At 72.9% G+C, this 22278-nt stretch carries 9 protein-coding genes; 7 read left to right on the forward strand and 2 right to left on the reverse strand.

What is annotated here, in order from left to right:
* The 7 genes from ACFV9T_RS40950 to ACFV9T_RS40980 all read left to right on the forward strand — a co-directional run.
* Positions 1-3547 (forward strand): SDR family NAD(P)-dependent oxidoreductase (locus tag ACFV9T_RS40950; protein WP_385448513.1); only part of this gene is annotated, 3547 nt, incomplete at its 5' end.
* The gene (locus ACFV9T_RS40955; protein ID WP_385448516.1) at positions 3540-3977 is read left to right on the forward strand and encodes a nuclear transport factor 2 family protein; all 438 of its coding nucleotides are present in this window, start codon (positions 3540-3542) and stop codon (positions 3975-3977) included. The genes ACFV9T_RS40950 and ACFV9T_RS40955, both read left to right, overlap by 8 nt.
* A complete protein-coding gene (locus ACFV9T_RS40960; RefSeq protein ID WP_385448519.1) occupies positions 3974-4471 on the forward strand; it encodes a nuclear transport factor 2 family protein in 498 nt (165 codons plus the stop codon). The genes ACFV9T_RS40955 and ACFV9T_RS40960 overlap by 4 nt, the downstream gene beginning before the upstream one ends.
* Before the next feature lie 41 nt (positions 4472-4512).
* On the forward strand, positions 4513-5943 hold the full coding sequence (locus ACFV9T_RS40965; protein WP_385448521.1) for an NAD(P)/FAD-dependent oxidoreductase: 1431 nt from the start codon (positions 4513-4515) through the stop codon (positions 5941-5943).
* Positions 5940-9848, forward strand: a complete 3909-nt coding sequence (locus ACFV9T_RS40970) for a type I polyketide synthase (RefSeq protein ID WP_385448524.1) — start codon at positions 5940-5942, stop codon at positions 9846-9848. The genes ACFV9T_RS40965 and ACFV9T_RS40970 overlap by 4 nt, the downstream gene beginning before the upstream one ends.
* A complete protein-coding gene (locus ACFV9T_RS40975) occupies positions 9845-10255 on the forward strand; it encodes an acyl carrier protein (RefSeq protein ID WP_385448527.1) in 411 nt (136 codons plus the stop codon). Before ACFV9T_RS40970 ends, ACFV9T_RS40975 begins: the two co-directional genes overlap by 4 nt.
* A gap of 158 nt (positions 10256-10413) precedes the next feature.
* Positions 10414-11280, forward strand: a complete 867-nt coding sequence (locus ACFV9T_RS40980; RefSeq protein ID WP_385448529.1) for an alpha/beta fold hydrolase — start codon at positions 10414-10416, stop codon at positions 11278-11280.
* 65 nt (positions 11281-11345) lie between these two features.
* Here the strand turns inward: ACFV9T_RS40980 and ACFV9T_RS40985 are convergent, their stop codons facing one another.
* Both ACFV9T_RS40985 and ACFV9T_RS40990 read right to left on the reverse strand, forming a co-directional pair.
* On the reverse strand, positions 11346-16286 hold the full coding sequence (locus ACFV9T_RS40985) for a type I polyketide synthase (protein ID WP_385448532.1): 4941 nt from the start codon (positions 16284-16286) through the stop codon (positions 11346-11348).
* A 25-nt stretch (positions 16287-16311) separates the two neighbouring features.
* On the reverse strand, positions 16312-22278 hold a 5967-nt coding region (locus ACFV9T_RS40990; RefSeq protein WP_385448534.1), incomplete at its 5' end, for a type I polyketide synthase.

The following is a 22278-nucleotide window of genomic DNA, read 5'->3' on the forward strand; positions in this document are numbered from 1 at the left end:
GGCGACATGCCAGGAGACAGGCAGCCGGGCCCGGCTGATCGACGTGGACTACGCCTCACACGGCCCCCAAGTGGACGAGATCACCGACGAGCTGAACGACGTCCTGGCGGGCATCAAGCCGGTGCGGTCCGGGGTGGCGTTCTACTCGGCGGTCACAGGCGGCCGCATCGAGACGAGCGCTTTGGACACCGCGTACTGGGTGACGAACCTGCGCGAGCGGGTCCGGTTCGCCGATGCCGTACGGGCCCTGCTGGACGACGGCCACCGCGTGTTCATCGAGGCCAGCACCCACCCCGTCCTCACCGTCGGCCTGCAGGAGACCTTCGAGGAAGCGGGCGTCGGGGCCATCACGGTGCCCACCCTGCGCCGCGACCACGGCGGGACGGCGCAGCTGGCGCGGTCGGTGGCCCAGGCCTTCACGGCAGGGGTCGAGGTGGACTGGTCCCGCTGGTTCCCGGCCGACCCGGCTCCACGCGTCGTCGAGCTGCCGACGTACGCCTTTCAGCGCGAGCGCTACTGGCTCGACGGCGAGTCCGGGCCCGGTGGAGATCCGGCCGGTCTCGGGCTGGTGGCCGCGGGCCATCCGCTGCTGGGCGCGGCCGTGGAAGTGGCCGACGGCACCACGCGTCTGCTGACCGGGCGGCTGTCGGCGCGGAGCCACCCGTGGGTCGGTGAGCATGTGGTGGCGGGCGCGGTACTGGCCCCGGGTGCGGTGCTGGTGGAGTGGGCGCTGCGGGCGGCCGACGAGGTGGGCTGCGGCGGCCTGGAGGAACTGGCGCTGCAGCGGCCGCTGGTGCTGCCCGCGTCCGGCGGGTTGCGCGTACAGGTGGTGGTGGGCGCCGCGGCGGAGGACGGGCGGCGTGAGGTGGCCGCGTACACCTGCCCCGAGGACGCGGGTGGTCTCGCGGAGTGGGTGTGCCACGCGACGGGTGTGCTGGCCCCGCCCGCCACCGCCCCCGACCAAGCGGCAGGGCTGGGTGGCGTATGGCCTCCGGCAGGCGCGGAACCGCTGGACATCGACGGGTTCTACGAGCAGGTGAGGGCGGCCGGTTACGGGTACGGACCGGCGTTCCAGGGGCTGACCGCCGCGTGGCGGCACGGCTCGGACGTCCTCGCCGAGGTGGTCCTGCCCGAGGCCGCCGGGGACACTAGCGGATTCGGGATCCACCCGGCGCTGCTGGACGCGGCGCTGCATCCGTCGCTGCTCATGGAGCGCCCGGAGGGGCAGGAGGACGACGACCGGGTGCGGTTGCCGTTCGCGTGGAACGGCGTGTCCCTGTGGGCCTCCGGGGCGACCAGTGTGCGGGTCCGGCTGGCTCACGACGAGGCACGGCAGGCGCTGCGGATGACGGTGGCCGACGCGGTGGGTGCACCGGTGCTGACGGTGGATTCGCTGGTCACCCGCCCGGCCGGGGCCGACGGGTTGCGGGAGGCCTCGGCCGGGCGCGGGGTGGACGGGCTGTTCACGCTGGGCTGGACGCCGCTGCCGGTGCCTGCCACCGCACCCTCGGCGGGGGCGGTGGTGGGTGATGGCGGATGGGTGGTGCTGGGCGAGGATCCGCTGGGCCTGGCGGCCTCGGTGGCGGAGGGCGGTCCGGGCCCGGTTGTCGTGCGCTACCCGGATCTGGAGGCGCTGATCGCGGCGATCGACGCGGGTGCGCCCGCTCCCTCGATCGTCCTGACGCCCTGTCACGCGTCCGGACCGGATGTCACCGATGCCCGCGACGGTCTGCGGGCTGCGGATGAGCTGCTGGGGACGGTGCAGGGGTGGCTGGGTCGGGCCGCGCTGGGCGATGCCCGGCTGGTGGTCGTCACACGCGGCGCGGTGGCCCTGCCCGATGCCGCTGAGAACACGGTGGATCCGGTCGGGGCCGGGGCGTGGGGGCTGGTCCGCAGCGCCCAGTCGGAGAACCCCGAACGGTTCCTCCTGCTCGACCTCGACTTCGACCTCGTTCCCGGTACCGATAGCGGCATCGCCGCGGAGGCGGTCGTCCGGGCGGTGGATCTGCACGAACCGCAGGTGGCGGTGCGGTCGGGGCGTGTCCTGGTGCCCCGGCTGGGGCGCGCGGGTGTCGGCGGCGCGTCCCTTGCGGACGCCCTGGAGGGCGGCGATGTCCTCGACCCGGATGGCACCGTGCTGATCACCGGCGGTACGGGCACGCTGGGCGGCCTGGTCGCCGAACACCTGGTGCGCGCCTGGGGTGTCAAGCATCTGCTGCTCGTCAGCCGCCGCGGCCCGCGCGCCCCCGGTGCGCCTGAACTGGTCGAGCGACTGGGCGAGTTGGGCGCCCAAGTCCAGACCGTAGCCGCCAATGTCACCGACCCGGCGGAGGTGGCGGGCCTGGTCTCCGGGGTCGATCCGGCGCACCCGCTGACCGGTGTCGTCCACGCAGCCGGTGTACTGGACGACGCCGTCCTCACCTCGCAGACTCCGGAGCGGCTGGCCCGGGTGTGGGAGCCGAAGGCCACGGCCGCGGCACAGCTGCACACGGCGACGGCGGATCTGCCGCTCGCCCTGTTCGTGACGTTCTCCTCGACGGCGGCCGTCCTGGGTTCGTCGGGGCAGTCCAACTACGCCGCGTCGAACGCGTTCTGCGATGCCCTGGCCGCCCACCGCCGCGCCCTCGGTCTGCCGGGAGTGTCGGTGGCCTGGGGCCTGTGGGCAGACGCCAGTGGCATGACCGGACACCTGGACGAGGCGGACCGGGCCCGGATGGCCCGCTCGGGTATCGGGGCCCTGTCCGGTGAACGGGCGCTGGGGCTGCTGGACGCCGCCGTCCGGCACGGGGCGCCGCATCTCGTCGCCATCGATCTGGACGTACGGGCGCTGGCTGGGCAGCCCGCGCTCACCCTGCCCGCCCCGCTGCGGGCGCTCACCGGTGGCGGTCCGGTCCGGCGCACCGCAGCCACCGGCCGGGCGCACGCCGACTGGGCCGGACACCTCGCGGCGCTTGCCCGGGACGAGCAGCACCGGGTGCTGCTCGATCTGGTGCTCACGCACGCGGCGGCGGCGCTCGGCCACTCCGACACCGGCCGGATCCCGGCCGGACGGGGCTTCCTGGACCTGGGGTTCGACTCGCTGACGGCGATCGAGCTGCGCAACAGGCTGACGGCCGTCACGGGGCTGCGGCTGGCCACCACCCTCATCTTCGACCAGCCCAACCCGGCCGCCCTCGCCGCACATCTGCACACCGAGCTGGCGCCCGGGGACGTGGACCCGGTCACCCCGGTGCTGGGCGAGCTGGAGCGGCTGGAGGGCACGCTGCTCAGCGTCGGCCGGGACGAGGCCGCCTGGGACGCGCTCCGCGAGCGCCTGCGGAGCACGCTGTCGAAGCTGGACGCCCTGCACGGCGCCCTGCACGACGCCCCGCACGGCGGCCCGGCCCCGGCGGAGGGCGGCGCGGCGCAGGACGGCGTGGCGGAGAACGGCGTGGCGGTGACCGGCCGCATCCAGGACGCCAGCACCGACGAGATCTTCCGGTTCATCGACCGGGACCTTGGCCGCGGGGACAGCGACGGAGAGCACATGGGAGCACACGTTGATTGACGAACGAAGCAGGAAGAAGCTCATCCTCGAGCACAGCCGTCGGCTGAACGCCGCGGACGTGGACGGCCTTCTGGAGTTGTACGCGGACGACGTCACCTTCGAGGACCCGGTCGGCTCGGGCCAGCAGAGCGGACGGGACGCGCTGCGGGCGCACTTCGAGGAGCTGGCTGCGGCGGGTATCGCCGAGGTCCCCGGGGAGCCGGTCGCGGGGCAGGACGGTGCGCGGGTGCTGGTGCCCGTCACCGCCACCATGGGCTACCTCCCGAAGGGGCCCGGGTTCGCCGACCGGGGCTGGCTGACGGCGCCCGACGCCCCCGAGGACGCGCGTATCACCTGGGATTACGTGCTGATGGTGCGCGCGGGGGCCGGAGGCCTCATCCAGGAGCTGCGGAAGTTCTGGGGGAGGTCCGACATTGGCATCCCGGAATGACAACCACCACGGCACAGGAGGCGTTCATGGCCGATGAGGCGACCCTCAAGAAGATGGCGGTGGAGTACGCCCGGCGCATGAACGCCGGTGACGTGGAGGACGTACTCGCCCTGTTCTCGGATGACATCGTCTTCGAGGACCCGGTCGGCGCTCCGCCGCTGATCGGGAAGGAAGCGCTGCGCGAACACATCGCGTGGTCCATCGAATGCCGGGTGCACGAGACGCCGGGCCGCCCGGTCACCTCGATGGACGGCCGGTGGGCGGCGGTGCCGACCACGGTCACGGTCTACGCGCCCACGAAACTGACCTTCAGCATCATCGGCGTCATTGAACTCGGTGATGACGGTCTGGTCCATCACGCCCAGGCGTTCTGGGGCATCACGGACACCAAAGTGGGTGATGGCCCCGAACTCACCGGCGTCGCACACTTCATGGCCGTCACCCAGAACCTCGCTCGGATGGTCCAGGCCAAGGGCAGCCCCAGTCCGATGTAGCCCCAGTCCGATGTAAGCGGTGAAGGGACGAAAGCAGAACCATGACCGAACCGAAGCGCGGAATTGTCCTGGGCGGCGGCTGGGCGGGGATGTTGGCCGCGCACGTGCTCGCCCGCCATCTGGAGAGCGTCACCGTCGTGGAGCGCGATGTGCTGCCCGACGGCCCCCGCCACCGCAAGGGCTCGCCCCAGGCGCGCCACGTCCATGTGCTGTGGTCGAGTGGCGCCCGTATCGTCGACGAACTGCTGCCGGGCACCATCGACCGGCTGCTGGGCGCGGGTGCCCGCCGGATCGGATTCCACGAGGACCTGGTGACGCTGACCTCGCACGGCTGGCAGCATCGCTTCCCGCCACGCCAGTACGCCATCATGTGCACCCGGCCGTTCCTGGACTGGATCGTCCGCGACCAGATCCTGGCGGGCGGGCGGATTTCCGTACGGTCACGTGCCGAGATCCTCGACCTCGCGGGCGACGGCAAGCGGGTCGCCGGGGTGCGGGTGCGGGACATGGACACCGGGGCCCTGGAAACCCTGGAAGCGGATCTGGTGGTCGACGCCTCGGGGCGCGGCTCGCGGCTCCGGCACTGGCTGTCGGCGCTGGAACTTCCCCCGGTCGAGGAGGACATCGTCGACGCGGGCATCGCGTACGCCACCCGGGTGTTCCGGGCGCCGCCGGGGGCCACCGCCGGGTTCCCGGCCGTCAACGTGGCCGCCGACCACCGGGTGCGCGAGCCCGGCCGCTTCGGCGTGGTCTACCCGCAGGAGGACGGCACCTGGATGGTGACCCTGTCCTGCACCCGTGGCGCCGGGCTGCCCACCCACGACGACGACTTCCTGCCGTACGCCCAGACGCTGCGCCATCCGCTCGTCGCCGACCTCATCGCCCTGGCCGAGCCGCTGACTTCGGTGGCGGTCTCCCGGGTAGGCGCCAACCGCCGACTGTATCCGGAGCGGCTGGACACGTGGCCGGAGGGGCTGCTCGTCCTGGGGGACGCGCTGGCCGCGTTCAACCCGATCTACGGCCATGGGATGAGCGCCGCCGCCCGCAGCGCCGCCGCGCTCGACGCGGAGCTGGGACGGTCCGGATACGACCCGGCGCGGACCCGGCGGGTGCAGCAGGCCGTCAGCGCCGTGGTGGACGACCCGTGGATCATGGCCGCGTCCAAGGATGTGGAGTACGTCAACTGCCGTACGGATGTGACGGATCCACGGCTGACCGGTGGCGCGGTGGCGCGGCAGCGCTTCTCCGACCTGATCTCCGACCGGGCGATCCGCGCCTCCGCGGTGTGCGACGTGGTGACCGATGTGATCAGCCTGACCGCCCCGCAGTCGGAGCTGGCGTCCAGCCGCTTCCTGTCGCTGATGCATCAGGACCGGCCGCTGCCCGAACTCACCGCGCCGCCGCTGCGCCCCGACGAACTCGCCCTGGTGGATCTGAATCCGCGCAGCACGGTGGCCGGGCGACCGTCATGACGAACGAGGAAAAGCTCGTCGACTACCTCAAGTGGACCACCGCCGAGCTGCACGAGGCCCGGCGGCAGCTGCGGGAACTGCGGTCGGAGCGGGAGGACCCGGTCGCGGTCGTCGGCATGGCCTGCCGCTTCCCCGGTGGCGTCCGCACACCGGAGCAGCTGTGGGATCTGGTGGACGGCGAACGGGACGCCGTTTCCGGTCTGCCCACCGACCGCGGGTGGGATCTGGAGCGGCTCCACCATGCCGGTCCGGGCCGCCGTGGCGCCTCGTACGTCCGCGCGGGTGGCTTCATCTATGACGCGGCCGCGTTCGACGCGGAGTTCTTCGACATCGGTCCCCGTGAGGCCGCGGCCATCGAACCGCAGCAGCGGATGCTGCTGGAGCTGGCCTGGGAGGCCACGGAGAGCGCGGGCATCGATCCGCAGACCCTGCGCGGCAGTTCCACGGGCGTGTACACGGGGGTGATGTACCACGACTACGCGGCGCGGCTGAGCGAGATCCCGGAGGATCTGCTGAGCCATGTGGGCAACGGCAGCGCCGGAAGCGTGGCGTCGGGCCGGATCGCGTTCACCCTGGGGCTGCGGGGCGCGGCCGTCACACTGGACACGGCGTGTTCGTCGTCGCTGGTGGCGATGCATCTGGCCGCGCACTCCCTGCGCCAGCGGGAATGTGACCTGGCGCTGGCCGGTGGCGCCGCCCTCATGTACACCCCGAGCGTGTTCCAGGTGCCCTCCGGGCAGAGTCAGTTGGCCACCGACGCGCGGTGCAAGTCCTTCGCGGACGCGGCCGACGGCATGGTGTACGGGGAGGGCGCCGGTCTGGTGCTGCTGGAGCGGCTGTCCGACGCGCGGCGCCACGGCCACCAGGTGCTGGCGGTGCTGCGCGGTTCGGCGATCAACCAGGACGGTGCCAGTACGGGGATGGCCGCGCCGAACGGCCCGGCCCAGCAGCAGCTGATCCGGGACGCGCTGGCGAACGCCGGGCTGTCGGCGGCCGATGTGGACGCGGTGGAGGCGCATGGCACCGGTACCGCGTTCGGCGACTCCATCGAGGTGCAGGCGCTGCTGGCCACCTACGGTCAGCAGCGGCCCGCCGACCGGCCCCTGCTGCTGGGGTCGGTGAAGTCGAACATCGGGCACACCCAGTCCGCCGCCGGGCTGGCCGGTGTCGTCAAGATGGTGCTGGCCATGCGGCACGGGGTGCTGCCGCGCTCCCTGCACATCGACCGGCCCACCCGGCTGGTGGACTGGCGCAGGGGCGCGGTGCGGCTGCTCACCGAGCGGACGCCGTGGCCGGTGCGCGACGAGGGTCCACGGCGCGCCGGGGTGTCCTCCTTCAGCGCGAGCGGCACCAATGCCCATCTGATCCTGGAGCAGCCGCCACCGGTCGTTTCCGCCGGTGGTGATGTTCCGCCTGCCGGAGTGGTGCCGTGGGTGCTGTCCGCGCGTGGTCCGGCGGCGTTACGGGGCCAGGCGCGGGCTCTGGCCGCCCAGGTGGCAGCGGACCCGGGTGTTTCACCCCGCGATGTGGGGTGGTCGCTGGCCACGACACGGTCGGTGTTCGACCACCGGGCCGTCGTGGTCGGCGAGGAGCCGGACGGGCTACGGGCCGGGCTGGAGGCGCTGGCGGCCGGTGAGCCGCATCCGGCCGTGGTCGGGCCGGGTGTGGTGCGTACCGGCGGGGCTGCGGCCTCGTCGGGCAGGACGGTGTTCGTCTTCGACGGCGAGGGCGGTCGGTGCCCGGCGGCGGGCCGCGAACTGTACGACCGGTTCCCGGTGTTCGCCGCCGCCTTCGACGAGGTGTGCGCGCTGCTGGGGATGGCGGGGGAACGTCCGCCACCGGACTCGGAGGCCGGGCTGTTCGCGCTCTACATCGCGCTGGCCCGGCTGCTGGACGCGGCCGGGGTTCGGCCCGACGCGGTGGCCGGTGTGTCCGTCGGTGAGATCGCCGCCGCGCAGGTGGCCGGTGTCCTCGACCTCTCGGACGCCTGCCGCCTCGTCGCGGCCGGTCCCGGCGCGCTCCCCCGGGCCATCGGCGCGGTGTCCCCCCGCCGCCCGGCGGTCCCGGTCCTCGACGGCCGCACCGGGCTGCCCGTAGACGAGCGGATCAGCACGCCCGGCTACTGGTACGACCGCGAGCGCGACCGCGACCCGGCCGAGCCACGTCCCGAGTCCCTGAACCCGGGCGAGCCCGGTGTGGTCTGGGAGCTGGGGCCCGGGGGTGGCCTGCCGGAGGGGGTGGCGCCGCTGGTGCTGGCGCCGCTCGGCGGCGACGACGAGGTGCGCGAGCTGATGTACGCGCTGGCGCGGCTGCACACCACCGGCGCCACGGTCGGCTGGGCCGCCCTCCTCGGCGGCGGCAGCACACCCCCGCGTACCGTCCCGCTGCCCACGTACGCCTTCCAGCGGCAGCGGTTCTGGCTGGAGAACGAACCCAAGGCCGGTGCCGCACCCGTGACCGAGACCTGGGTGGACACCGGGTTCTGGGACGCGGTGGAGCACACGGACGTGGCGGCCCTCACCCGTACTCTCGGCGTTCCGGCGGAGCGGCACGGCCTGCTGGCGGAGATCCTGCCCGCGCTGGCCGCCTGGCGGCGGCAGCGGCAGTGGCGGCACCGGATCGCCTGGCAGGCCATGGCCGAAGTGGTGGCGCCGGGGCTGTCCGGCACCTGGCTGGTCGCGTCGGCGGGTGGTCCATACGCCGACGCCGTCACCGATGCCCTGCGCGAGCACGGCGCCGATGTCGTCGTACTCGGTACTCAGTGCCCATCGGCCTACGACGCCCTCACCGCACGGATATCCGAGGCCGCCGCCGGGCGGTTCGTCGCGGGTGTGCTCTCGCTGTCGGCCCTGGACGAGACGCGGCCTCCGGCCGACGACGGCCGAAGCCCGGCGATCGCCTCCACCATCTCGCTGGTCGAGGCGGTGGAGCGGGCCGGGATCGAGGCCCCGGTGTGGGTGGCCACGCGCGGTGCGGTCGGTGTCGATCGCGGGGACCCGGTGACCCGTCCGGAGCAGGCCCAGCTCTGGGGTCTGGGCCGCGCCCTCGCGGTGGAACACCCACGGTGCTGGGGCGGGTCGGTCGATCTGCCGGACCGGTTCGACGCGCGGGCGGGACGGCGGCTGGCGGGTGCTCTGGCGGGCCTCCACGGCGAGGGCGAGGTGGCCGTACGCGCCGACTGCTGCTTTACGCCACGCCTGGTGCGCGACGTACCCGGGCCAGCCACTGCGGGGCCCTGGACGGCGCGCGGCACGGTGCTCATCACGGGTGCGGCCACCGCCCTGGGCGCGCACACCGCCCGGTGGGTGGCCGGGGCGGGCGCGGACCGACTGCTCCTCCTCGACACCACACCCCCGGGCGACGACCTGCTCGCCGAACTGACCGCTTCGGGCACACAGGTGTCCGTCGCCACCGTCGACCCGGCCGATCAGGACGCGCTCGCCGCCGCCGTGGCCGGTCTTCCGGCCGACGCGCCGCTGACCTCGGTGCTGCATCTCGCGGTGCCACCGGACCAGGAGACCGGGCCGCTGGACGTGGCACGGATCGAGGACACGTGGCCGACGGTGGTGGCGGGGGCGCGGAACTTGTGCGCTCTCAGCCTGAAGAGCGACCTGTCGGCTTTCGTGCTCAGTTCCTCGGCCGTGGGCGTGCTGCCCGGCCCGGGGCTGGGCAACCAGGCTCCGGCCCACGCCTATCTGCAGGCGCTCGCGCAGGAGTGCCGCGCGCGGGGCGTCCCGGCGACCTCGGTGTGCTGGGGCTCCGTCGAGCTGCCACGGCACACCGGAACGTCCGCACTGTCCCCGCGATCGGCGGCCGCCCTGCTGCGGCAGGCGGTCGCGGAGGACGCGGTGTCCGTCGTCATCGCGGACATCGAGCAAGCACCCATCAGGCGGGAGAAACGATGAACACCTTCACCGCGGTCAATGGCAGCGCCTCCGGCGATTCCTCCGACCCTCAACCGAACGGACCCGCGATGCCCACGGAACAGAGCGAGACCCATCTCGACGGCACGGCCCTGCACCAGGCGCTGGCCATCGCCACGGCCGAAGAGCGCGAGACCATCCTGCGGGAGACCGTACGGACACAACTCGCCGACATCCTCTCCCCCACCCCCATCGAGGACGACAGCAATTTCCTCGAAAACGGGCTCACCTCACTGACCGCACTCGAACTCACCCGCAATCTGATGACGCTGACCGACGTGGAAATCCCCCTCGTCGCCATTCTCGAATACCCCACCCCCGCCCGGCTCGGCCACTATCTCGCCGAGGCGTACACGGCGGTCAACAGCGGGGATGGCGCCACGGCATAGCGTGCGCCGCGATACGCCGACGCCGGGCGGGAGGGGGCCATCCCCTCCCGCCCGGCGTCTCGGCATACGCGAAAGAATCCTTAAGTGCCGCTAATGCACGGACACTTGCACCGCCGCAGTTCTCGAACCACCCACGGTGACCCGGCTAGAATTTCCGTATGGATCTTTCCGTGCCCGTAACCGACGATGTGAAATTACATTTCCGACACCGGCCTGGAACCGCATCCCCCGCATTCCTCCTGGTGCACGGCATGGCCTCGAACGCCCGTATGTGGGACGAGGTCGCCGACCAACTGGCCGCCGCGGGCCACCCGGTGTACGCGGCCGATCTGCGCGGCCACGGCGAGTCCGACACCCCGGAGAAGGGGTACGACACACCGACCGCCGTGGCGGACCTGGTGGCGGCCTGTGCCGCCCTCGGGCTGTCCGAGGTGCTGGTGGCCGGGCACTCGTACGGTGGCAACGTGTCGGTCCGGCTGACCGCCGAGCATCCCGAGCTGGTGGCGGGGCTGGCCCTGGTCGACGGCGGCTGGCTCGAACCCGCCAAGGCCTTCCCGTCGTGGGAGGCGTTCTGCGGCGCGCTGCGGCCGCCCGCGCTGGACGGCGCCACGGTGCGGAGCGTGAGTGACTACTTCCGGGCCATCCATCCCGACTGGTCGCCGGCGGCGATCGAAGCGGCCGTGGCCACCATGCGGGAGAACCCGGACGGTTCGCTGTCCCGGCGCATGTCCCTGGAACAGCACACGTCGATGCTGCGCAGCATCTGGGACGAGCCGCCGAGCCCCTGGTACTCCGCCATCTCGGTGCCCACCCTGCTGATGCCCGCCATCCCCAAGGGCGCGGACCGGCAGTGGGCGGACCGCATCCGCTCACGCATCGAGGCCACCACGGCCACGCTGCGCGGGGCGACCATGCGCGAATACCTGGACTCGGAGCACGATCTGCACGCCCAGCACCCCCGGCGGGTGGCGGAGGATCTGCTCGACCTGGCCCGTACCGTCCGGCAGGCCCCTGACCTTCGCTGACCCGGCCTCGCGAAGAACCCCCCGTACGGCACACCGTACGGGGGGTTCTTCGCGAGGGCGGCGGCTCAGGTGCCCAGTTCGCGGTCGATGAGGGCGAACACTTCGTCGGCGGTGGCGGCGGCGAGATCCTCCCCTGAAGCCCCTTCCTCCTCCTGCGCGGTGGCCGTGTACTTCCACAGCAGGCCCTGCAGACGGTTCACCAGTCCGGTGCGCCGCGGGTCTTCGGCCGCCAGTCCGGCCAGCGCCACCTCCAGCGCGTCGAGATGTCCGAGCCCGGGGTGGGCGGTGAGGAACTCCTCCGGGGCCAGCTGGGTCAGCAGACAGCCCGCCAGGGTCTCCGGTGTCGGATAGTCGAAGACCACCGTCGTCGGCAGGCTCAGCCCGGTGGCGGCGCGCAGCCGGTTCCTGAGTTCCACCGCCGCGATCGAGTCGAAGCCGAGTTCCTTGAACGGCCGTCCCGGGTCGACCGCCTCCGCCGCCGGATAGTGCAGTACGGCGGCCACATGGCCGCGTACCAGGGCGAGCAGCCGTCCGGTCCGGTCGTCTTCGCTCAGCACGGCCAGCTCCTCGCGCAGCGCCGCGGCGCCCTCCGGGCCGCTTTCGCTATCAGTGGGCTCCCGGGTGGCCTCGATCGCGTGGCGGGCGGCCGGGACCGTGTCGAACAGCCTGCTCGGCCGGGCGAGGGTGAACAGGGGCGCGAAGCGTTCCCAGGTGACATCGGCGATCGTCATCTGCGGATCGTCGTGGTCGAGCACCTGCCGCAGGGCGTTCAGCGCCCAGCGGGGATCCAGGGGCGACAGCCCCTGACGCCTGGAGCGCTCGCTGTGACTGTCCGAGAGATCCCACAGCCCCCAGGCGATCGAGACCGTGGCCCGGCCCTCGGCTCGCCGACGTTGGGCGAGTGCGTCGAGGTGGGCGGTGGCGGCGGCGTACGAACCGTGGTCCTTGCTGCCCCATGCCGTCGCGACGGTGGCGCAGTAGATCACGGTGTCCTCGGGCCCGAGGCCGCACAACTCCTCCATGTCCGCGTCCGAAGAGGCCAGTTGGGCGCCGATCTCTTTGGTCAGCCGCTCCGGGGTCAGCTCCGTCAGCGGCGCCAGTGCGCCGGAGACCGCGGTGTGCACGACGGTCCCGATCCGTACGCCCTCCGACGACAGCTGGTCGACGACACGGGCGAGGCCAGCCCGATCGCCGGGCGCCCAGTCCGCGATCGTCAGCTCGGCACCGTACGCGTCCAGCTCGGCCTTCAGCGCGGCGGCCGCGTCACCGTCCTGGCGCCCCAGGAGCACCACGCGCTTCGCCCCGTTGTCCGCCGCCCACCGGGCCATATGGGCCGCCGGGCCGGTAGTGTCGCCGGTGATGAGCACGGAGCCCTGCGGCGCCCAGGTCCGCGGTGGCACATCGCCGCCGGACGGCGCGGGGGCCAGCCGTCGCCCGTACGCTCCCGAGGTGCGCAGCGCCACCTGGTCCTCGTCGGAAGCCCCGGTGAGCAGGAGGCGCAACCGGTCGGAGTCCACGGCCTCGGGGCTCGCGGGGAGGTCGATCAACCCGCCCCAGATGGTGGGGTGTTCGAGTGCGGCGACCCGGCCGATCCCCCAGAGCTGGGCCTGCGATGGGGCGCTCACCGGGTCGGTGTCGTCCACGGATACCGCCCCACGGGTGGCGCACCACAGGGGCACGGTGACCTCCGCGTCCACCAGGGCCTGCAGCAGAGTGAGCGTGCCGGTCAGGCCGGTGGCCACGCCATCGGCCCGGTGGGGTACGGACTCGTCGAGTGCCAGCAGAGACAGGACACCGGCCGGTGGCGCCTCATCGGCGTACCGGGTGTGCAGCAGCTCTGCGAGCCGCGCCCGGTCGGTGTCCTCGGTGACGGTCAGCTCGTTCACCTGCCCGCCGCCCGCGCGGAGCGCCTGGACGCAGGCGGTCACCCAGTCGTGCGCACGGTCGGCCGGGCGGACGACGAGCCAGGTGCGCCCCGCGCCGTCCGGAGCGTCGTCGGCGAGGTCGGTGAGGGGCTGCCACTGGACGCGATAGCGCCAGGAGTCCACGGCCGACCGCTCACGCCGACCGCGCCGCCACTCGGAGAGCACCGGCAGCACTGTGTCCCACGACGACCGCGCACCAGGGGCGTCGGGGAGCCGTAGCGCATCGGAGAGCGCCCGCAGATCCTCGCCGTCGACCGCGGCCCAGAAGCGGGCCTCGTCCTCGTCCGCCCTCGGCACCGCTTCGGACGGCACCGAGTCGGGCAGCCAGTACCGCTCCCGCTGGAAGGCGTACGTGGGCAGGTCGACGGTGTGCGGGGCCGCCGGTCCTGTCGGGTGGAGGGTCGTCCAGTCGACATCGGCCCCGGCGGTGAACGCCTGGGCGAGGGACTGGACCAACTGCGCGCCGCCCCCGCGGTCACGGCGCAGGGTGGGCACGGTGACGGCCTCGATGCCCGTGTCCTCGAACGTCTCCTGCATGCCGACGGTCAGCACGGGGTGGGTGCTGGTCTCGATGAACGCCCGGTGGCCATCGGCCAGCAGCGCTTCGATGGCGTCGGCGAACCGTACGGGCTCCCGCAGATTCGTCACCCAGTAGCCGCTGTCGAGGGCGGCGGTGTCGATCCGTCCGCCGATGACCGTGGAGTAGAACGCCACCTTCGACGCGCTGGGCCGGATCCCGGCCAGAACCTCGGTCAGTTCACCGGCGATCTCGTCGACCTGTGGGCCGTGCGACGCGTAGTCCACGTCGATGAGCCGCGCGCGGTCGCCATTCTCCTGGCAAACGGCCACGGCGGCGGCCACCTGCTCCGGAGGGCCCGAAATGACGGTGGACGAAGGGCCGTTGACGGCCGCCACTCCGACCTCGGCGGCCCGGTCGCCGAGCCCGGACAGCAGCTTGGCCGCCTGTTCCTGGCCCAGGCCGAGCGATGCCATCGCTCCGCCGCCCGCCAGTCGGCGCAACGCCCGGCTGCGCAGCGCCACCACCTTCGCGCCGTCCTCCAGGGACAGCGCCCCGGCCACCACGGCCGCCGCGATCTCGCCCTGGCTGTGGCCGACCACCGCCGCAGGCTTCACGCCATGCCCGGCCCACACCGCCGCCAGGGACACCATCACCGCCCACAACACGGGCTGCACCACATCCACCCGGCCCAGATCGCCCCCGGAACCGCGCAGCACATCCGTGAGCGACCAGTCGACGTACGGCGACAGAGCCCGCTCACACTCCGCCACCCGCGCCGCGAACACGGGCGACGCGTCGAGCAGCCCGGCCCCCATGCCCGCCCACTGCGAACCCTGCCCCGGAAACACCAGGACCGGCCCGGACTCGCCCGCCACGGTGGCGACACCGGGGTGGACCACGCCCGGGTGCGCTTCTCCGGCGGCGAGCGCCGCGACGGCCGCCACCAGCGCGTCCCGGTCCTCACCGAGCACCACGGCCCGGTGGTCGAACCGCGACCGTGTGGTGACCAGCGACCAGCCCACATCGGCCACGGGCAGCCGCGTGTCCTCCGCCACCCGTGCCGCCAGCGCCGCCGCCTGCCCCCGCAGGGCCCGCTGGCTGCGGCCGGAGAGCACCCACGCGGTGACGCCGGTGGTCGCGCCCGGTGCGGCCTGCGCGGCAGGCTCGGGAGGCTCGGGCGCCTGCTCCAGGATCAGATGGGCGTTGGTGCCGCTGATGCCGAAGGAGGACACTCCCGCGCGGCGCGGACGCTCGCCCCTCGGCCACGCCACCGGTTCGGCCAGCAGCCGTACCCCGCCGCCCTCCCAGTCCACGTGCGGCGTCGGCTCGTCGATGTGCAGGGTGACCGGCAGCGTTTCCCGCCGGAGCGCCATCACCATCTTGATCACACCGGCCACACCCGCCGCCGCCTGGGCGTGGCCGATGTTCGACTTGAGGGAGCCCAGCCACAGGGGCCGGTCGGCCGGTCGGTCCCGGCCGTACGTGGCCAGCAGCGCGTGCGCCTCGATCGGGTCGCCGAGCGACGTACCCGTGCCGTGCGCCTCCACCGCGTCCACCTGGTCGGCGGCGAGCCGCGCGCTGGCCAGCGCCTGCCGGATCACCCGCTCCTGAGATACGTCGTTGGGCGCGGTCAGGCCGTTGCTGGCGCCGTCCTGGTTGACGGCCGAACCCCGGATCACCGCCAGCACCCGGTGGCCGTGGCGGCGTGCGTCCGACAGCCGCTCCAGCAGTACCAGCCCGACGCCCTCGGAGAAGCCGGTGCCATCGGCGGCCGCCGCGAAGGACTTGCAGCGCCCGTCCGGGGCCAGCCCGCGCTGCCGGGAGAACTCGGCGAACGCGGTCGGTGTCGTCAGCGCGGTGACCCCGCCCGCGAGCGCCAGTTCGCATTCGCCCTGGCGCAGCGCCTGGCAGGCCAGGTGCATCGCCACCAGGGACGAGGAACACGCGGTGTCCACGGTCACCGCGGGCCCTTCCAGCCCGAAGGTGTACGCCACCCGGCCGGACACCACGCTGGTGAGGCTGCCGGTGGTGGCGTACCCCTCGAAGCCCTCGGGGATCCGTGGCATCCGGGACAGATAGTCCTGGCTGGACACCCCGGCGTACACACCGGTCGGGCTGCCCTTCAGCGACGCAGGGTCGATGCCCGCCCGTTCCAGCAGTTCCCACGACACTTCCAGCAGCAGCCGCTGCTGCGGATCCATCGCCAGCGCCTCGCGCGGGCTGATGCCGAAGAACTCGGCGTCGAAGCGGTCGGCCCCGCGCAGGAATCCACCGTGCCGCACATAGCTGGTACCGGGGTGGTCGGGGTCCGGGTGGTACAGGCCCTCCAGATCCCAGCCACGGTCGGTGGGGAACTCCTCGATCCCGTCTCCGCCCGAGGACACCAGCTCCCATAATTCCTCGGGCGAGCCCACCCCGCCGGGATAGCGGCAGGCCATGCTCACCACGGCCACCGGCTCCTGGGACCGCTCCTCCAGGTCCCGTACCCGCTGACGGGCCTGCCCCAGATCCACCGTGACCCGCTTCAGGTATTGGCGGAGCTTTTCTTCCGTACCCGACATCAGTCCTCACTCACGCTACTCGTGGTCAAGAAGGCAGTTCCCGGTCGATGAACGCGAACAGTTCGTCGTCCGACGCGGCTTCCACGGCCTCGTCGTCCACGGTGTGGCCGACCGCGTTGGCGGCCTCCGGCGCACCGTCGCCGAGCCGCCACAGCAGGGCCTCCAGGCGCTTCGTCAGCCTGCCCCGGGCCTCGTCGTCGGGGGCGAACGTGGCCATCGCCCCCTCCAGCTTGTCCAGTTCGCCGAAGACGGGGCCGGACGTGTCCGCGGCCACGGGGCACAGTTGTGTGCGGAGGTCGTCGGCGATGGCCGCAGGCGTCGGATGCCGGAAGATGAACGTGGCGGGCAGGCGCAGCCCGGTGACCGCGGCGAGCCGGTTGCGCAGCTCGACGGCGGTCAGCGAGTCGAAGCCCAGGTCCTTGAACGGGGTGTCGCTGGACACCGCACCGGCATCGGTGTGCCCCAGCACCGCGGCCGCCTGGGTGCGTACCAGGTTGAGCAGTTCGCGGTGTTGTTCGTCCGGCGGCAGCGCGGTGAGCCGACCGACCAGTCCGGCGGCGGGCGCGCCGGTGGCGGCCGTTCGCCGTGCGGCGGCCCCACGGGCGTCGCTGGTGAGGGCGCGCAGCAGGGCCGGGAGCGCGTCGGCGGGCTGTGCGGACAGGGCGCGCACATCGAGGTCGACGGCGGTCGGCTGGGGATCGCCGTGCCAGCAGGCGGCGTCCAGCAGGCGCAGCGCCTGGTCGCTGGGCATCGCGGCGATTCCGGACCGGGACATCCGGGCCAGGTCCGCCTCGGCCAGATGCCCGGTCATCCCGCTGGCCTCGGCCCACAGTCCCCACGCCACCGATACGCCGGGCAGACCGGCGGCTTGGCGGTGGGTGGCGAGGGCGTCGCAGAAGGCGTTGGCCGCCGCGTAGTTGGCCTGCCCGGGGCTGCCCATGACCCCGGCGGCCGAGGAGAACATCACGAACATGGCCAGGGGAAGGTGTGCGGTGGCGGTGTGCAGGTTGGCCGCGGCGGTGGCCTTGGCTCCCCACACCCGCGCCAGCCGCTCCGGCGATTGCGAGGTGACGACGGCGTCGTCCAGCACGCCTGCGGCATGGATGACACCGGTCAGCGGATGCGCGGGGTCGATACCCGCGACGAGATCGTTGACGGTGCCGGGGTCGGCCACATCGGCTGCGGCGATCCGTACCTCGGCACCCAACTCGCTCAGCTGGATGGCCAGTTCCTTGGCGCCGGTCGCGTCGGGGCCGCTGCGGCTGACGAGGAGGAGATGGCGGACTCCCCAGATGCGGACGAGGTGTTCGGCCACCTGACCGCCCAGGGTTCCGGTGCCCCCGGTGATGAGCACCGTGCCCTCCGGATCCACCGGGGCCGGGACATCCAGCACCAGCTTCCCGGTGTGCTTCGCCTGGCTCAGATACCGCAGCGCCTCCCGCGCCCGGCACAACGGCCACGCCCGTACCGGAGGCGGCGCCAGAGACCCCGACGCGAACAACTCACCCAGCTCACGCAACATCCGGCCGATACGGTCCGTCCCGGCGCCCGTGATCAGGTCGTACGCCTCGTACCGCACCCCGGGATACTCCGTTGCGATCTGCTCCGCATCACGGATGTCGGTCTTCCCCATCTCCAGCAACCGGCCACCATCGGCCAGCAGCCGCAGCGAGGCGTCCACGAAGGGCCCGGCCAGGCTGTTCAGTACGACGTCCACGCCACGGCCGCCGGTGGCCTCCCGCACCACCTGCTCGAAGTCCAGGTCACGTGATGAGGCGCGGTGTGCCTGGTCGATGCCCATGGCTTCCAGCACGGTGTGCTTGGCCGGAGAGGCCGTGGCGTAGATCTCCACGCCCAGATGGCGGGCGATCTGCACCGCCGCCATCCCCACGCCACCCGTCGCGGCATGGATCAGCACCGACTGACCCGGCCGGAGCCCGGCGAGGTCCGTGAGCCCGTACCAGGCGGTGAGGAACGCCACCGGTACGGCGGCGGCCTGCTGGAAGGTCCACCCTGCCGGTACAGGGGCCACCAGCCGTGCGTCCGTGACCGTCAGCGGGCCGAAGGACTGGTCGAAGACGCCCATGACCTCGTCTCCCACCGCGACTTCGGTCACTCGGGGACCGATGTCCACCACCACACCGGCACCTTCGCCACCCAGCCCGGTCTGTCCCGGGACCATGCCCAGGCTCACCACGACGTCCCGGAAGTTGATACCGGCCGCGCGGACGGCGATGCGCACCTGGCCCGTTCCCAGCGGCTCCAGCACCTCCGGGCAGGCCACCGGCACCACGTTGTCCAGGGTGGCCGTGCCGACGGTGTCCAGCCGCCACGCGGCCGGTTGCTCCACCGGGCCCACGAGCCCCGCGCCACCCGCCCCGGCCCGGACGAGGCGGGGCACCAGGACCCGCCCTGCGCGGATGGCGAGCTGTGGTTCGTCACTCTCCACTGCGTGCGCGACGGCAGCCCGAACGGTGTCGGTGTTCGTGTCGTGGTGGGGGTCGAGGTCGAGCAGGAGGAACCGGCCGGGGTTCTCCGACTGGGCGCTGCGTACCAGGCCCCACACGGCGGCGGCAGCCACTTTCCCACCGTCCGTGACCGCGCCGTGGGTGACGACCACCAACCGGGCGTCGATCAGCCGTGGTTCGGCCAGCCAGCCCTGGAGCAGGGCCAGTGTCCGTTCCGTCATGGCCAGTCCCTCGGCCGCCAGCTCGTCGCCGACGCCCGTGGCCGGTACGTCGGCGAAGACCATCGGCGGGGTCGGTTCCCCGCGGTCGAGCGCCTCGATCAACGCGGTGAGATCCACGAGGCGGTTCGCACCCGGTCCGGCGAGGTGCGGGGAATCGGCGCCCAGGACGGCCCAGGGGCTGTCGTCGCCCACTGGTTCCGCGCTGCCCACGGTGAGGGGCAGGGCTGTCCAGTCGAGGGTGAACAGGCTGTCCGCACGACGGGTGTGCACCGCCCGCAGCTGGTCCACGTTCGCCGGGCGCATCGCCACCGAATCCACGGTCAGCACCGGCACACCGACCGCATCGGCCACGGTCACGCGCAGCGCGCGTTCGCCGTCCGCGCACTGCTCGTGAGGGGAGAGCCGGACCCGGACCGTGGTCGCCTCGGCCGCCCAGAGCCGCACGCCGTTCCACGCGAACGGCAGCCACACCTGGCCGGGGGCGGTCTCGGGGTCCGTTCCGGTGGCGAGCTGGTCGATGAGCAGGGCCGGGTGCAGGGCCGCGTCGAGGAGTGCCGGGTGGATGCCGAAACCACCGTGCTCGCCAGCGGCGTCCGGCAGCGCCACCTCGGCCAGGACGTCCGCGCCGTCCCGCCACACCGCTCGCAGTCCCTGGAAGGACGGGCCGTACACATATCCCGAGGCCGCGACACGTGCGTAGAATCCCTCGGTCTCCAGCGGCTCCGCGCCCGCCGGGGGCCATACGCCGCCCAGAACCGCCGCGTCGTCGGCGCGGTCGACGGGCGCGCTCAGTACGCCCTCCGCGTGGCACACCCACGCGGCGCCGGGGTCGGCATCGCCATCGGGCCGCGAGTACACCCGCACGTCGCGTCGTCCGTCGTCCCCGGGCGCGCCGACGACCACTTGAAGCCGCGCCCCACCGGACGAGGGCAGCACCAGCGGGACCTGGAGCGCCAGTTCCTCCACGCCACCGGCGCCGACTTCGTCGGCCGCTCGCAGAGCCCACTCCGCCAGGGCCGCGCCGGGCACGAGTACCGCGTCCGCCACCACGTGGTCACCGAGCCAGGTCTGCCGGTGCGCTGAGAGCCGCCCCGTCAGCACCTGGCCGCTGCCATCGGCAAGCTCCACGGCGGCGGCCAGCACGGGGTGCCGCGCGGACACCAGACCGAGGTCGGCGGGGTCGCCTCCGCGACCGCTGTGGCCCGCCAGCCAATACCGCTCCCGCTGGAAGGCGTACGTGGGCAGCTCCACGACGCGGGGCGTGGGCGAGGCGGGGTACAGGGTCGTCCAGTCGACGTCGACTCCTGCGATGAACGCCTGGGCGAGCGCACGGAGCAGCTGGGCCCGGTCTCCGCGGTCGCGGCGCAGCGTGGGGACCGTGACGGCCTCCACGCCGCTGCACTCGAAGGTCTCCTGCATGCCGATGGTCAGCACGGGGTGGGTGCTGGTTTCGATGAACACCCGATGACCATCGGCCAGTGCCGCTTCGAGTGCGTCGGCGAACCGTACGCGCTCCCGCAGATTCGTCACCCAGTACGCGGTGTCCAAGTGGGCCGTATCGGCGTGGCCGCCGGTCACCGTGGAGTAGAACGTGATGCCTGTTCCGGGGGTGTCGTTCGGGCGGATACCATCCAGTTCGCTCATCAGCTCGTCGCGGATCTCGTCGATCTGGGGGCCGTGCGAGGCGTAGTCCACGTCGATGAGCCGCGCGCGGTCGCCGTTCTCCTGGCATGCGGCCACCACGGCGGCCACCTGCTGCGGCGGACCCGAAATCACTGTCGAGGAGGGCCCGTTGACCGCCGCCACGCCCACCCCGGCGGCCTGATCGCCGAGCCGGGCCAGCAGGTGTCCGGCCTCCTCCTGGCCTACGCCCAGCGATGCCATCGCTCCGCCACCCGCCAGCTGACGCAACGCCCGGCTGCGCAGGGCCACCACCTTCGCGCCGTCCTCCAATGACAGCGCCCCGGCGACGACCGCAGCCGCGATCTCGCCCTGACTGTGGCCGACCACCGCCGCAGGCTTCACACCATGCCCGGCCCACACCGCCGCCAGGGACACCATCACCGCCCACAACACCGGCTGCACCACATCCACCCGGCCCAGATCGCCCCCGGAACCGCGCAGCACATCCGTAAGCGACCAGTCGACGTACGGCGACAATGCCCGCTCACACTCCGCCACCCGCGCCGCGAACACCGGAGACGCGTCGAGCAGCCCGGCCCCCATCCCGGCCCACTGGGCCCCCTGGCCTGGGAACACCAGCACCGGGCCCACAGCGGCCGACGGTGCCGGAGCGCCCGTGTGCACCACATCCGGGTGGGACTCCCCTACCGCCAAGGCCTCGACCGCCGCCACCAGCTCGACGCGGTCGTCACCCACCACCACCGCACGATGCTCGAACACCGACCGTGTGCTGACGAGCGACCAGCCCACGTCCACCGGCGTCAGCTCTGCGCCCTCGGCCAGGCGCGCCACCAGCGACATGGCCTGCCCGTGCAGCGCTTCTGCGCTGCACGCCGACAGCACCCAGGGCACGACACCACCATGTTCGGGTGCCGGTTCCGGCTCGGGCGGCGCGTCCGGGGCCTGCTCCAGGATGAGGTGGGCGTTCGTACCGGAGGCGCCGAAGGAGGAAACTCCGGCGCGGCGCGGACGCTCACCCTGCGGCCACTCCACGGAATCGGTCAGCAGCCGTACGGCACCGCTGGCCCAGTCGACGTGCGGGGTCGGCTCGTCGATGTGCAGCGAGGCGGGCAGTACGCCATGCCGCATGGCCTGCACCATCTTGATGACACCCGCCACACCCGCCGCCGCCTGCGTATGCCCGATATTCGACTTCACCGACCCCAGCCACAGCGGCTCATCGGCAGTGCGTTCCTGGCCGTACGTGGCCAGCAGTGCCTGCGCCTCGATCGGGTCGCCCAGCGTCGTCCCCGTACCGTGTGCCTCGACCGCGTCCACCTCGGCGGCCGACACACCCGCACCGGCCAGCGCCTGCCGGATCACCCGCTGCTGCGACGGACCGTTCGGCGCCGTCAGACCATTCGACGCACCATCCTGATTCACCGCCGAACCCCGGATCACCGCCAGCACCTGGTGGCCGTTGCGCCGCGCATCCGACAACCGCTCCAACAACAGCAGGCCCACACCCTCGCCCCAGCCCGTACCATCAGCGGCTGCGGCGAAGGGCTTGCAGCGCCCATCGGGAGCCAGGCCGCGCTGGCGCGAGAAGCCGGTGAACACATCCGGCGTGGCCATCACCGTCACACCACCCGCCAAAGCGAGCGTGCATTCCCCCTGCCG

This window comes from Streptomyces sp. NPDC059850 (assembly GCF_042731515.1).
Classification (GTDB): domain Bacteria; phylum Actinomycetota; class Actinomycetes; order Streptomycetales; family Streptomycetaceae; genus Streptomyces.